This is a genomic window from Rhodobacteraceae bacterium M382 (assembly GCA_025141015.1).
In the GTDB taxonomy this organism is placed as follows: domain Bacteria; phylum Pseudomonadota; class Alphaproteobacteria; order Rhodobacterales; family Rhodobacteraceae; genus Aliisedimentitalea; species Aliisedimentitalea scapharcae.
In genome coordinates this window covers 4,559,105-4,571,949 of sequence record CP081098.1, presented here as the reverse complement: position 1 = coordinate 4,571,949, position 12,845 = coordinate 4,559,105, and the positions used below count along the sequence as shown (strand labels likewise).

Here is a 12,845-nt window from a genome sequence, read left to right as displayed (position 1 = left end):
CAATTTTCCTCCCTGGAAAAAATTGGTGATACGAACGGAGCTCGGAGAATACCTGCCTCTTGGAAATACCTTTTGTTCCAGTAACGACAAAATTGGACGGCCCGTCAACAAATTCGCGAAAAACGATTCATGAATGTGATGAGGCGCGCCTTTGACCTTTGTCCGCGTCGACCCGGGCAGCAGGCCCAGCAGATCGGACCGTGTCGGGGTGGGCGCGCGGTCGGAAAAGAGTCTGAATCCTTTTGCTCTTGGTTCAGAATCCTATATAGAGGCGCATCCACCCGACAAAACCGGACCCTTTGCCATGACCGCCGATGCCCCAATTACCCAGGACGTTCTGACCCTGCCGCGCAAGATGCCGGAGGGAGGCAAGATCAACCTGGTTGGTCTGACCCGCGATGCGATGCGCGAGACGTTGATTGCCAATGGAACACCGGAAAAACAGGCCAAGATGCGGGTCGGCCAGATCTGGCAGTGGATTTACCAGTGGGGCAAGCGTGATTTTGGCGAGATGACCAATCTGGCCAAGGCGTATCGCGCCGATTTGGCGGAAAAATTCGTCATCGAGATCCCCGAAGTCGTCTCAAAACAGGTGTCAACCGATGGCACCCGCAAGTATCTGGTGCGGATCGCTGGCGGCCATGAGGTCGAAGTGGTTTACATTCCCGAAGAGGGGCGCGGGACGTTGTGTATTTCGTCGCAGGTGGGTTGCACGCTGACCTGTTCGTTCTGTCACACGGGCACGCAAAAATTGGTCCGCAACCTGAACGCATCCGAGATTGTCGGGCAGGTGATGATGGCGCGGGATGATCTGGACGAATGGCCGGTGCCCGGTGCGCCAAAGGATGAAACCCGTCTGTTGTCCAACATCGTGCTGATGGGCATGGGCGAGCCGCTGTATAATTTTGACAATGTGCGTGACGCGATGAAGATCGTCATGGATCCCGAAGGCATCCAGTTGAGCCGCCGCCGGATCACATTGTCGACATCCGGTGTGGTGCCGGAAATTGCCCGCACCGCCGAAGAGATCGGCTGTTTGCTGGCGGTGTCCTTTCACGCGACCACAGACGAGGTGCGGGACAAATTGGTTCCGATCAACAAACGCTGGAACATCGCGGCGCTGCTCGAGGTGTTGCGCGCCTATCCGCGGCTGACCAATTCCGAGCGCATCACGTTTGAATACGTGATGCTGGATCATGTGAACGACAGCAAGGAAGATGCCCAGCGATTGGTCGAGCTGATTGAGGGCATTCCTGCCAAGGTGAACCTGATCCCGTTCAATGAGTGGCCCGGATCGCCCTATAAGCGGTCCTCCAACAACCGCATCCATGCCTTTGCCGATATCATCTACAAGGCGGGCTATGCCTCGCCGATCCGCACCCCGCGGGGGGAGGATATCCTGGCGGCCTGTGGGCAACTGAAGTCGGCCACCGAACGGGCCCGCAAATCGCGCAAGCAGATCGAAGCCGAGGCTGGTTTGAGCAATTGATCTGATCGGGAGGTGCGTGCAAGCACGCACCCTACGCCGGGTTGAGGGGAGATCAGGGATCGATTCTGAACCAGTCGTTTGGCAGGATGTCCGGGTTTGACAATTTGGGGTCTCCGAACCAGCGGGCTGGTCCTGCCACCCGTTTGTCCGGGTTGCGGTTCAGCCAGGCCGCCCACCAGGAAAACGAGCTGTTGCCGATGATGTTGTGTTGGCACATCGACATCAGGCGCATGTCTTCGTAATCGGCGTCCGGCCCGTTGAAATCCACCACCACTTTGTCAAAAGGCAGCGGCAGGTTGTCCTTGGCCCATTGTGGATCGTCGGAAAACACATAGACCGTCGGGTCGGTGTCCAGGCCCTGAACGATGCGGGTCAGGGCGGCCTCGTAATAGGATTGATCACACAGCACATGGGCGTTGAGTGTCAGGTAGTCACCACGCCGCACGTGCAGTGACACGGATGGGGTGGAGGTGATCCGGTCGGCCATCGCGATGTTTTGCGGATCGCCGAGCAGGGGAAAGGTGAAATCGCGGCGGATCTGATCGGCGATATGGGCGAAGTAGGCTTCGCTTTGCCAGTATCCGTGCAGGTAACACCCGTCGTCATATCCGGTGATTGCGGCATTGTACCCCAAGCCGGTTTCACGCCGAAATCGCGGTGCCCCGCCGGTTTTGCGCCACACCGCATAGCGCAGCGGGTTGTGGGTCTTGAGCGGGGGCAGGCGATCGGGGGCCACCAAAGGCAGGTCGAACACCCGCGTCAGCACGCCTTCGCCGTTGGCAATGGCCTCGCGGCTGTCCAGGGCGACCGGCACGCCGTGGCGCGCAGCCAGACCGGCGGCGGCAGCATATTGAAACATCTGGTTGCCGAGGCGGCCGTGAAGGCGGGTGGTGATCATCGGGGTGTCTTTGGCTGGGTGTGGTGTGACCTGTGTAGGCTGGACTGTCGCCCAAGGCCAGAGCATCGGCGAATTTCACCGATGCCGCGCGCGCCAGTGCGACAGAGGGCCAATGCCGAAATCATCGTCTGCCGGATCGCGGAGGGGGCTGAGAAACTCCACCGAATGGCCATCGGGGTCTTTGCAATAGACCGACGCGGCCGGCATCCAGCCGATCACCACAGGTTCGACAACCGGTTCAGCGTGAAACCCCAAGGGCTGAATGCCGCGCGCACCGAGCCGGTCCGGCAGGTCAACAAGCTCTGACAGAGCGAGTCGAAACGCAAAGTGCAGGGTCATGCGCAGCGGCCCGGCCTGACCGCCCCAAAGCCCCAGCATCCCCTGTTCCGGGCCAGCGACCCAAAGGAAGGCGACATTCCTGTCCGGGACAACGCGAGCCAGCTGTAACCCGATCCGGTCGCGGTAGAATTGGATCGAGCGATCAAGATCGGCAACAGGCAGGTGGGTTTCAAACAGGCCGGTGATGTTCGAGATGGCAGGCATGGGGCACGAATCCTTTGGGCAGCGTCAATGATGAGTCGGGGCCAGACTGGCATCTCAAGCCACCTTGAGATCAAGGGGGAAGGGGTTGACGGTGGTGGCGACATGACCGTAAACGGGGGCAGGGCCGGGTCCCTGCCGCTTGCGCGCCCTTTTGGCGATGGTGAAACCCGTTTGATATGACACCCTTCGTAGCTCTGAATGCAGGCATGCGACTGGATGGCAATGCAAGCTCCGTCTGACACAGACATGCCGCTGAAACGAGGCGACGGATGACAGATTCACAAAATGCTCCTCCTGTGGAGGATCTTAAATCGCAGGCCAAACGGCTGCGCGCGCGATTGCAAAGCACGGGCACCGTGATCACGCATAGCGCGGCGTTGGAGTTGGTGGCGCACCAATATGGCGCGCGGGACTGGAATACGCTGAGGGCCCGGAGCACAAACCGGATGGAGCTGCATGTCGGGCAGCGGGTTCAGGGGCGCTACCTGGGACAAGCTTTTAGCGGCGAGATTCGCGCGTTGTCCAACCTTGGGGATGGGGCGCATCGTCGTGTGACGCTGCATTTCGACGCGCCGGTCGATGTGGTGCGGTTTGCCAGCTTTTCCGCATTGCGCCAGCGAGTCACCGGTGTGATCGGCTGGGACGGACGGTCGCCCAGGAAAACCTCGGACGGGCACCCACAGTTGGTGGTTGCCCGGAGGGTGACCTGAAACCTGAAGGCTGAGCCTGGGTGCTGAACACCCATTCGTCCTCCGGTTGGTTAGGCAGGTTTGCGAGGCTCTGCCTCGCGCTCCGGGATATTTACGGCCAGATGAACAGGGGATCCTTCATTCATCTGGCTAAAAATATCCCGGGGGAGCAGCCAAAGGCTGCGGGGGCAGCGCCCCCATTCAGCCCTTGTCACTCTTGCGCAGGCGGTGGGTTATTCTGCAGCCCAGCCGCCGACAGCCTTGACTTCGAGAAAGTCTTCGAGACCCCAGGTGCCGCCTTCGCGTCCGTTGCCGGATTGCTTCATGCCGCCAAACGGCGACCCGGCCGCACGGGATTTTCCGTTCATTTCCACCATGCCAGAGCGCAGGGCGCGGGCCATACGGTTGGCGCGGGCCGGGTCCTGGGTCTGGACATAGTTTGTCAGGCCATAGGGCGTGTCATTGGCGATTTCGATGGCTTCCTCTTCGGTGTCAAAGGGGATCATCGTCAGCACCGGGCCAAAGATCTCTTCGCGTGCGACGATCATCTGATTGTTGGCATCGGCAAAGATGGTCGGTTTGACGTAATAGCCCTTGTTCAGACCGTCGGGGCGACCGGTGCCGCCGGCGACCAGGCGGGCACCTTCGTCGATGCCTTTTTGGATCAGGTCCTGGATCTTGGTCCACTGCAATTCATTCACCACGGGGCCGATATGGCGGCCTTCGTCGTGGGCATTGCCGACCGTAACCTTGGCGGCCACTTCGGCGGCGGTTTCAACGGCCCTGTCGTAAATCGGGCGTTGAACCAGCATCCGGCTGGGGGCGTTGCAGCTTTGGCCCGTGTTGTTCATCATGTGCAGAACACCGCGTTTGACGGCCTTTTCGTCTGCGTCCGCAAAGACCACATTGGCACCTTTGCCGCCCAGTTCCAGATGCACCTTTTTCAGCGTGTCGGCGGCGGCTTTGGAAATCAGCGTGCCGGCGCGGGTCGAGCCGGTGAACGAGACCATGTCGACATCCGGGTGGGTGGACAGCTGTGATCCGACGCCCACGCCATCGCCGTTGACCAGGTTGAACACACCAGCGGGGAAGCCGGCCTCGTCCATCATTTCGGCAAAGACCATGGCGTTGAGCGGGCTTTGTTCGGAGGGTTTCAGCACCATGGTGCAGCCCGCGATCGCGGCGGCACCGACCTTGAGCGTGATCTGGTTCATCGGCCAGTTCCACGGCGTGATCAGCGCGGCAACGCCGACGGCCTCGTGGATGATGCGGTCTTCGGGGGCGTGATCGCCCAGGGGCTGTTCGAATTCAAACGATTTGGCGGCGCGGATGAAGTTCTTGAGGTGCCAGATGCCGGTGCCGACCTGTTGGGTGCGGGCCATGTCGATGGGGGCACCCATTTCGGCCGTCATCGCCTGGGCCAGATCCTCGCCCCGGGTTTTGTAGATATCGACCAGCTTTTCAACCATTGCGATCCGGTCGGCCACAGGTGTGGCCATCCAGCCGGGCAGAGCCGCCTTGGCTGCTGCAACGGCAGCATCGGTATCCGCCTGCGCGCCCAGCGAAATGACGGCACAGGGGTCTTCGGTCGAGGGGTCGATGACCTGGCAGTCGTTCGGTTGCGAGGGGGCCACCCATTGGCCGTTGATATAGAAATCGCGTTTTTCGATCATGATGACTTCTCCCGGGATCGATTCTATTCCGACCTTTTGGTCGGCTTTTCGGCGCCACTGTGTCACTGACACGCCAGAGGGGCAACAGAGGGATTTTCTGAAATTTGATCAAATTATTTTGCAATAGCGTTTCTGCAACGTTTGGCTGATCAGAAAACCAGTAACTTGCATAAAAGAAAGCGATTTTATGAATGTGGTGAAATTTCTCACTTGGGGCTGTAACGTTGCGGCAGAGGTACTAGGTTGTTCTTCGAAGGCAACACAGATGAAACAGGAGACACCCATGGGTTTGCGCATTAACGACACGGTTCCGAATTTCACAGCCGAGACGGATCAGGGCACGATCAGCTTTCATGACTGGATCGGCGACAGCTGGGCGATCCTGTTTTCGCACCCCAAGGATTTTACCCCAGTGTGCACCACCGAGTTTTCGGCTGTTGCGCAGCTGAGCGACGAATGGGCCAAGCGGGATTGCAAGGTGATCGGCGTGTCCGTCGATGGCGTCGAGGACCACAAGAAGTGGAAAGGTGACATCGAGAAATACGGCAATGCCGCCGCCGGGTTCCCGATCATTGCGGACGAAGAGTTGGCCGTGTCCAAGGCGTTCGACATGCTGCCGGCCGAAGCCTATATGCCCGACGGGCGCACCCCTGCCGACAGCGCAACCGTGCGGTCTGTTTTTGTCATCGGGCCGGACAAGCAGTTGAAGTTGAGCATGACCTATCCGATGACGGTTGGGCGCAACTTTGCCGAAATCCTGCGCGCTCTGGATGGATTGCAGATGTCGGGCAAGGGCGTTGCCACCCCAGCCAACTGGGTTCCGGGCGAAGACGTGATCATCCCGCCGACCGTGTCGAATGAAGATGCGGCCGCCAAATTCGGTCAGTTCGAGACGATTTTCCCGTATCTGCGCAAGACCAAAGCGCCGGAATGATGTGAGCCGGGGCGGGGGGCTGTCTGCCCCCCGGCGTTGCAATCCGGATCGGATTGCAACGCTCCCCCCGAGGATATTTTTGGCCAGATGAAGATGGACCCCCGCAAGATCTGCGGGGGTTTTTACATGTGCTGGCGATGGGCCGAGACCTGGGCCCGGTAGACGGCGCGTTTGAGTTCGCGTTCGAGTTTGCTGTGGGACCCGGATTTCTTTTGAATGGTTGACCCGCCGAGTGCGTCGGTCAGTTCCGAAGCGCCATTGGGCAGGATGGTATGGATCGTCTGGCCGTGAATCCAATGCATCTGCAAGAAGGTGTCGACGGGGCGGTCGATGGTTTCCGTAGATGCCAGAAGGCGCGCCGCGGCAGCGCGCCCCACCACCTGAGCGACAGTTTGCAGGCCGGGAACGCGGGGCAGAAACAGGCGGGCCTCGCCGAATTGCGCCACGGTCGCCGCCGCGGCCTCGCGGTGTTTGGCGGGCAGGCGGATGAAGTGGTCCGGCGTCATGTGATCCGCGATGAGGTGGAGTGCATCCGGCCAGAGGGTCGGATCGACCGACAGGTCGTCTTCGACGATCAAGGCCCACTCCCAGTCCTGGGCCACGATCTTTTGCCAGCAGGCGCGGTGCGACAGGAAACATCCGACTTCGCCGGGTGACAGAGGAAAGGGATAGGACGGGCGATACAAGGTACCGGCAATCGGGGCGCACCCGCCGGTGGCCATCACATCCTTGCCGATGACGGCGTCAACAATCTGGGCGTTTGGCAGCGTGTCGCGCAGTGTCGCCACATTGGAGGCCCGTTTGGTGTCGCCTGGCATATGGATGATCAGTGAGTGCATGAGTCCTGAATAGACTGCAACATGGCGCAAAGAAAGGCCCAGCGGCGGACAGGCGGCGGACAGGCAGGTCGGTAAACGAGGTCGCCCACAAAAAAAGGCCCCGCATGTTTCCATGCAGGGCCTCGTGTTGGTCAGGTCGATCTTCAGGATTCGGGGCTGATTTCTTCGCCGGTTTCCTGGTCCACGATTTTCATCGACAGGCGTACCTTGCCGCGATCATCAAAGCCGAGCAGTTTGACTTTGACTTCCTGGCCTTCCTTCAGAACGTCCGAAGGATGGTTCAGGCGGCGGTTTTCGATCTGGGACACATGCACCAGGCCGTCGCGTTTGCCAAAGAAGTTCACGAAGGCACCGAAATCGACGATTTTGACGACCTTACCGGTGTAAACTGCGCCTTCTTCGGGCTCGGCCACGATCGAATAGATCATGTCGTAGGCTTTCTTGATCGAGTCGCCGTTGGGCGATGCGATCTTGATGATGCCGTCGTCGTTGATGTCGACCTTGGCGCCCGACACTTCGACGATTTCGCGGATGACCTTGCCGCCGGACCCGATGACTTCACGGATCTTGTCGGTGGGAACCTGCATGGTTTCGATGCGCGGGGCGTGGACCGAGAAGTCGGCCGCACCGGTGATCGCCTTGGACATTTCACCCAGGATGTGCATCCGGCCGTCTTTGGCCTGTGCCAGGGCTTTTTCCATGATCTCGGGCGTGATGCCTGCGATCTTGATGTCCATCTGCAGCGAGGTGATGCCGTTTTCGGTACCAGCCACTTTGAAGTCCATGTCGCCCAGGTGGTCTTCGTCACCCAGAATGTCGGACAGGATCGCGTAGGAGCCGTCCTCTTCGAGGATCAGACCCATGGCAACACCAGCCACAGCCGATTTCAGCGGAACGCCCGCGTCCATCATCGACAGGGAGCCACCGCAAACCGATGCCATCGACGAAGAGCCGTTGGATTCGGTGATCTCCGACACCAGACGGATGGTGTAGGGGAAATCGGTGGACGCAGGCAGAACCGCCTGCAGAGCGCGCCATGCCAGTTTGCCGTGACCGATTTCACGCCGGCCGGGGCCACCCACACGACCAACTTCGCCAACCGAATAGGGCGGGAAGTTATAGTGCAGCAGGAAGTTGGATTTGAAGTTGCCGTGCAGCGCGTCGATGAACTGTTCGTCGTCGCCGGTGCCCAGAGTGGTCACAACCAGACCCTGTGTTTCACCACGGGTGAACAGAGCCGACCCGTGGGTCCGCGGCAGCATGCCGGTTTCACAGACGATCGACCGGATTTCGTCGGTCGAACGACCGTCGATGCGTTTGCCGGTCTTGACAACGTCACCGCGCAGGATGCCTGCTTCGAGCTTTTTCAGGGCCGAGCCGAGGTTGGCGTCTGCCAGTTGCTCTTCGCTCAGCGCTTCTTTGATCGCGTCACGGGCGGCGGCAACAGCGGCGGTGCGCTCCTGTTTGTCGCTGATCGCGAAGGCGGCGCGCATCTGGGTGTCACCAGCGGCTTTGACAGCGTCGAACAGTTCCGAATAATCGGCAGGCTGGAAGTCAAACGGCTCTTTGGCGGCGTCTTCGGCCAGGGCAATGATCAGGTCGATCACCGGCTGGATCTGCTCGTGGGCAAATTTCACCGCACCCAGCATTTCTGCCTCGGACAGTTCGTAAGCTTCGGATTCCACCATCATCACGGCGTCTTTGGTGCCGGCAACAACCAGGTCCAGACGCTGTTCAGGGTTCAGGCGCAGGTCCTGCATGTCGTCAACGGTCGGGTTCAGAACGTAATCGCCGTCCTCGAAACCAACGCGGCAACCGGCGATCGGGCCCATGAACGGTGCGCCCGACAGGGTCAGCGCAGCCGAGGCGGCGATCATGGCAACCATATCCGGGTCGTTGACCAGATCGTGCGACAGCACGGTGCACATCACCAGAACTTCGTTTTTGAAGCCGGGAACAAACAGCGGGCGGATCGGACGGTCGATCAAACGCGCGGTCAGGGTTTCTTTTTCGGTGGGGCGGGCCTCACGTTTGAAGAAACCGCCGGGGATCTTGCCCGCGGCATAGTATTTTTCCTGATAGTGCACGGTCAGCGGGAAGAAATCCTGGCCGGGTTTCTGCTGGCGTGCGTAGGTCACGTTGGCCATGACCGAAGTTTCGCCCAAGGTGGCGATGACAGAACCATCTGCCTGACGGGCAACCTTGCCCGTTTCCAGTGTCAGCGTTTCTTCGCCCCACTGCATGCTTTTCGTCGTTACATCAAACATATGCGTATCCTAGAAGGGAGCACTCCCGGCCCTCCGGGTCTCCCGTTTTGAATGGCGGCCCCATTGCCGCCGACCCCATGTATCTTTCTTTCGCGTGCCGGGGTCCGGGCACACCGTCTCAGATAGTCGCGGCCATATACGAAAATGCGGCGGATTGAAAGATGTGAGTTGAAGGTGCGGTCGTGAGCTGCGCGACAGCGGAAAAAACCAGGGCACCTTTGGATCATTCAGGCGTGCAACGCGCGCGGCAACCTTGAGTGTGTCAACCGCAGTGACGATTGTGGCCTGTGGTGGCCTGTAGTCCAGCGTTCCGATTTGTCACGAGGGTCTGGTCCCCCAAAGTCAGTCTTGATAAGGGCCAATAGTAATGTGTCTATCCAACCGTGACGCATGCGAACGCGCAACCGGAGGATTATTTGTTGAGATACATTAAAATAGCTGGATTGATATTGGTGGCGGTTCTTTTGCTTGTCGCTGCAGGGGGGACGCTGATCGGGTATTGGATAAGCGCACCGATTTCGCACGGGAACCAATCGCGCAGTGAGCGGGTTGCGCCGTTTCGTGATGGTCGGTTTGTGAATTTTGAACCGCAGGCCAGCGCCGATGTGACGGTCGCAAGCGTTATCGAAGCCTTTGCAGACCATGAACGCACCAATCCGATCGGCAATATTCCAGTCATCCCGATTGATGCTGAACGACTGCAATCTGCTCCGGGCGCAGGGTTGCGTATGGCGTGGTTGGGGCATGCCGGTGTTCTGGTCGAAATCGACGGGGTGCGGATCCTGACCGATCCGGTGTTGTCAAATCGGGCGTCGCCGGTGTCATTTGCCGGTCCCATGCGGTTTCATAAGCCGCCAATCGGTCTGTCTGAACTGGGTGGTATTGATGCGGTTGTTATTTCCCACAATCACTATGATCATCTTGACGCGGCAACAGTCCGTCATCTTGCCAAACAGGGGACCCAGTTTTTTGTTCCCTTGGCCAACAAGGCACAATTGCTGATCTGGGGTGTTCCGGAGACGCAGGTCACCGAGCTGGATTGGTGGGAGGAAGGGTCGATTGCGGGACTCCGAATCGTTGCGACCCCGACGCGTCATTATTCCAACCGGGGGACCTTTGATTACAAGAAGACGCTTTGGTCCTCATGGTCGGTTATCGGCCCCAACAACCGCTTTTTCTACAGCGGAGACACCGGTTATTCAAAAGTGTTTTCAGAGATTGGTGCCCGGTTTGGACCATTCGATGCAACCATCATCAAGGTTGGCGCATATGGTCCGGGCGACGCCTGGCACGATATTCACATGACACCGGAAGAAGCGGGACAGGTTCACGTTGACGTCAAGGGTGCAAAGATGTTGCCCGTCCATTGGGCAACGTTCAATCTGGCCTACCACCCCTGGGATGAACCCATCATTCGGGCTTTGGCCATTGCCGCGCAGAAACAAATCGATCTGGTTACGCCCCAGGTTGGGGAATTCGTCGACATGAAAGAGGACAAAGAGTTTTCGAACTGGTGGGAAGATGTCGAGTAGGGGGTGAAACCCACCTATTAAAACATGTGTCTATCCACCGTTTCGACTGCTTTCGCATTCTGGCCCAACCGAACTTTGCCGTGGGTCTGGGGCGGTATTGAGCGGTATTGAGCGGCTTTTGGTGTGTTGGCGATCGCCGGGCATGCAACCTGTGGCTGCCAACTGGTTCGCGAGGTGGTGCTGATCCAATTGAAACGCGGATATCGCAAGGCCAAAAAAAAAAACGCCCGGGCGGAGCCGCGGGCGTTTCTTTGTAGGTACCTGGTGGGTCCGGCCTTAGCGGCGGATGCCCAGACGCTTGATCAGGTCCTGATAGCGGGCAACGTCTTTACCTTTGGTGTAGTCCAGCAGCTTGCGGCGCAGGGCAACCATTTTCAGAAGGCCACGACGACCGTGGTTGTCCTTCTTGTGGGTTTTGAAGTGCTCGGTCAGGGTATTGATGCGCGAGGTCAGGATAGCAACCTGAACTTCAGGCGAACCAGTGTCGCCTTCGGTGATTGCGAATTCTTTCATCAGGCGGTTTTTTTCTTCAACAGTGATCGACATCGGGGTCTCCTTTGCAGGGTTGATGTGAATGGCGCAGGCCGGGATGTCGTCCAGCACAGGCCCATGGAGATATCCGCCACCGAAAAATTCAAACGAATGATTCCGACGTCGGATGCGCGCGTATAGGCGGTTTTCACGGGGTTGGCAAAGGAATTCTGGTGCAATCCGTTTGGGCGTCAGGCCGACATGCCAAGCGATCCGGCCGTCGCACTGTTGACCAGCATGATGTCCTGGGCCGTCAGGTTGCCCATCCCGTGAACCGACGCAACCATGGTGCCATTGATCACGATATGCTGCAGGTCCGGGTTGTCCGGGTCGGATTGGACCGAAACGTCGGCTTCGGTGTCCGAATCCCAGACCATGACCAATTGGTCTTCGGCTTCGTTATAGTCCACGATCGTGGCGGCCTGGTCATCGGTGATCCAATCCCCCAGAACAATCGAGTCCGCGCCGCTGCCTGCGGTCACGATGTCTCCGGCACCGGTAATGATGACATCATTGCCGTCGCCGCCGTTCAAATAGTCAATGTCGGAATTCTGACCGGCGACCATATGATCGACGACGCCGGAAATGACATCGTCACCCCGCCCGCCAAACAATGTGTCCGCGCCCAGGCCCCCGTTCAGGGAGTCATTGCCATCGTTGCCATGCAGGGCATCGTCTCCGGCACCACCGTGCACCGTGTCATTGCCCTGGCCACCGTGGGCCGAATCATTGCCGGCGTCGCCCACCATCTGGTCGTCGCCATAATGGCCGAACAGGGTGTCGTCGCCGTCGTTGCCGGTCAATTGGTCGTTGCCCGCGTCGCCGTGCAGGACATCGGCCCCGCCGCCGCCCCACAGGCTGTCGTCGCCATCCGCGCCGTACAGCCCATCATCGCCCTGATCGCCCCACACCCGGTCGTCGCCGTCATAGCCGTTGATCTGGTCATCACCGGATTTGCCGGACAACAGATCGTCCGCGTTGCTGCCGACCATGATATTGTTGTCGGCATCGCCCGAAACGAGGACCGGAGAGGGATCTGGGGATTCATCCGCGGTGTCCTGTGTCGCGGGCTGCGATTGAGAGGCCAATGAAGGGTCGGATGAGGAGGTTTGGTCGCCGGCTGCGCCCTGATCATCGGTCTGCACATACTCGTCGGTCTGCACATACCCTGCGTCGTTGCCGTCCTGCTGTCCGACGCCGGCCAAAAGGTCACCGGCGGTGGCCTCTTCGTCTTCGGAGCCATCCGGTGACCGATTTTCTTCGTCGGCCAAGGAGTCATCCGCAGCGGTTTCGTCCTCTGAATCCATTTCAGACAGCACGACACCGCCGATGGCCATCAGGCCAATCACGCTGGCAAGTAACATCATAACACCACACTCCACGCATATTGCGCCCCATAGTCATCATCGGCCATTTCGGTGGGGTTGGTCAAAGCCAATCGCGCAACCCG

Annotated in this window: 11 protein-coding genes; 4 read left to right on the top strand and 7 right to left on the bottom strand. The window is 59.2% G+C overall.

The features are described 5' to 3' along the window. Positions 1 to 304: 304 nt before the first annotated feature. A complete protein-coding gene (rlmN, locus tag K3727_21250; GenBank protein UWQ91227.1) occupies positions 305 to 1,489 on the top strand; it encodes a 23S rRNA (adenine(2503)-C(2))-methyltransferase RlmN in 1,185 nt (394 codons plus the stop codon). 52 nt (positions 1,490 to 1,541) lie between these two features. Here the strand turns inward: rlmN and K3727_21245 are convergent, their stop codons facing one another. Together K3727_21245 and K3727_21240 are read right to left on the bottom strand one after the other, a co-directional pair. Further along, a complete protein-coding gene (locus K3727_21245) occupies positions 1,542 to 2,387 on the bottom strand; it encodes an alpha-1,2-fucosyltransferase (protein ID UWQ91226.1) in 846 nt (281 codons plus the stop codon). Positions 2,388 to 2,462: 75 nt separating this feature from the next. Then, positions 2,463 to 2,930 (bottom strand): VOC family protein, encoded by a 468-nt coding sequence (locus tag K3727_21240; GenBank protein ID UWQ91225.1) that lies wholly within the window; start codon positions 2,928 to 2,930, stop codon positions 2,463 to 2,465. A 269-nt stretch (positions 2,931 to 3,199) separates the two neighbouring features. Between K3727_21240 and K3727_21235 the strand changes: the two genes are divergently transcribed. After that, positions 3,200 to 3,640 (top strand): hypothetical protein, encoded by a 441-nt coding sequence (locus K3727_21235; protein UWQ91224.1) that lies wholly within the window; start codon positions 3,200 to 3,202, stop codon positions 3,638 to 3,640. A 212-nt stretch (positions 3,641 to 3,852) separates the two neighbouring features. Here the strand turns inward: K3727_21235 and K3727_21230 are convergent, their stop codons facing one another. Then, positions 3,853 to 5,292 (bottom strand): aldehyde dehydrogenase family protein, encoded by a 1,440-nt coding sequence (locus K3727_21230; protein UWQ91223.1) that lies wholly within the window; start codon positions 5,290 to 5,292, stop codon positions 3,853 to 3,855. Between the two features lie 283 nt (positions 5,293 to 5,575). On the opposite strand from K3727_21230, the gene K3727_21225 reads away from it, so the two are divergent. Next, the gene (locus tag K3727_21225; GenBank protein UWQ91222.1) at positions 5,576 to 6,226 is read left to right on the top strand and encodes a peroxiredoxin; all 651 of its coding nucleotides are present in this window, start codon (positions 5,576 to 5,578) and stop codon (positions 6,224 to 6,226) included. A 122-nt stretch (positions 6,227 to 6,348) separates the two neighbouring features. Here the strand turns inward: K3727_21225 and K3727_21220 are convergent, their stop codons facing one another. Both K3727_21220 and pnp read right to left on the bottom strand, forming a co-directional pair. Beyond that, positions 6,349 to 7,065, bottom strand: coding sequence for a glycosyltransferase family 25 protein (locus K3727_21220; GenBank protein ID UWQ91221.1), 717 nt, complete (start codon positions 7,063 to 7,065; stop codon positions 6,349 to 6,351). A gap of 143 nt (positions 7,066 to 7,208) precedes the next feature. Then, a complete protein-coding gene (gene pnp / locus K3727_21215; GenBank protein ID UWQ91220.1) occupies positions 7,209 to 9,332 on the bottom strand; it encodes a polyribonucleotide nucleotidyltransferase in 2,124 nt (707 codons plus the stop codon). A gap of 419 nt (positions 9,333 to 9,751) precedes the next feature. Here pnp and K3727_21210 point away from each other — a divergent pair, with 419 nt between their 5' ends. Continuing rightward, complete coding sequence (locus tag K3727_21210) at positions 9,752 to 10,864, top strand: MBL fold metallo-hydrolase (protein UWQ91219.1); 1,113 nt, start codon at positions 9,752 to 9,754, stop codon at positions 10,862 to 10,864. Positions 10,865 to 11,140: 276 nt separating this feature from the next. Here the strand turns inward: K3727_21210 and rpsO are convergent, their stop codons facing one another. Then, the gene (gene rpsO / locus K3727_21205) at positions 11,141 to 11,410 is read right to left on the bottom strand and encodes a 30S ribosomal protein S15 (GenBank protein ID UWQ91218.1); all 270 of its coding nucleotides are present in this window, start codon (positions 11,408 to 11,410) and stop codon (positions 11,141 to 11,143) included. 176 nt (positions 11,411 to 11,586) lie between these two features. After that, on the bottom strand, positions 11,587 to 12,762 hold the full coding sequence (locus K3727_21200; protein ID UWQ91217.1) for a calcium-binding protein: 1,176 nt from the start codon (positions 12,760 to 12,762) through the stop codon (positions 11,587 to 11,589). Between the last annotated feature and the right edge of the window lie 83 nt (positions 12,763 to 12,845).

Coding starts and splice junctions, on each gene's coding strand:
- K3727_21230 (UWQ91223.1), bottom strand. CDS start 5,292: ATGATCGAAAAACGCGATTTCTATATCAACGGCCAATGGGTGGCCCCC.
- K3727_21225 (UWQ91222.1), top strand. CDS start 5,576: ATGGGTTTGCGCATTAACGACACGGTTCCGAATTTCACAGCCGAGACG.
- K3727_21245 (UWQ91226.1), bottom strand. CDS start 2,387: ATGATCACCACCCGCCTTCACGGCCGCCTCGGCAACCAGATGTTTCAA.
- rpsO (UWQ91218.1), bottom strand. CDS start 11,410: ATGTCGATCACTGTTGAAGAAAAAAACCGCCTGATGAAAGAATTCGCA.
- rlmN (UWQ91227.1), top strand. CDS start 305: ATGACCGCCGATGCCCCAATTACCCAGGACGTTCTGACCCTGCCGCGC.
- K3727_21235 (UWQ91224.1), top strand. CDS start 3,200: ATGACAGATTCACAAAATGCTCCTCCTGTGGAGGATCTTAAATCGCAG.
- K3727_21240 (UWQ91225.1), bottom strand. CDS start 2,930: ATGCCTGCCATCTCGAACATCACCGGCCTGTTTGAAACCCACCTGCCT.
- K3727_21200 (UWQ91217.1), bottom strand. CDS start 12,762: ATGATGTTACTTGCCAGCGTGATTGGCCTGATGGCCATCGGCGGTGTC.
- pnp (UWQ91220.1), bottom strand. CDS start 9,332: ATGTTTGATGTAACGACGAAAAGCATGCAGTGGGGCGAAGAAACGCTG.
- K3727_21220 (UWQ91221.1), bottom strand. CDS start 7,065: ATGCACTCACTGATCATCCATATGCCAGGCGACACCAAACGGGCCTCC.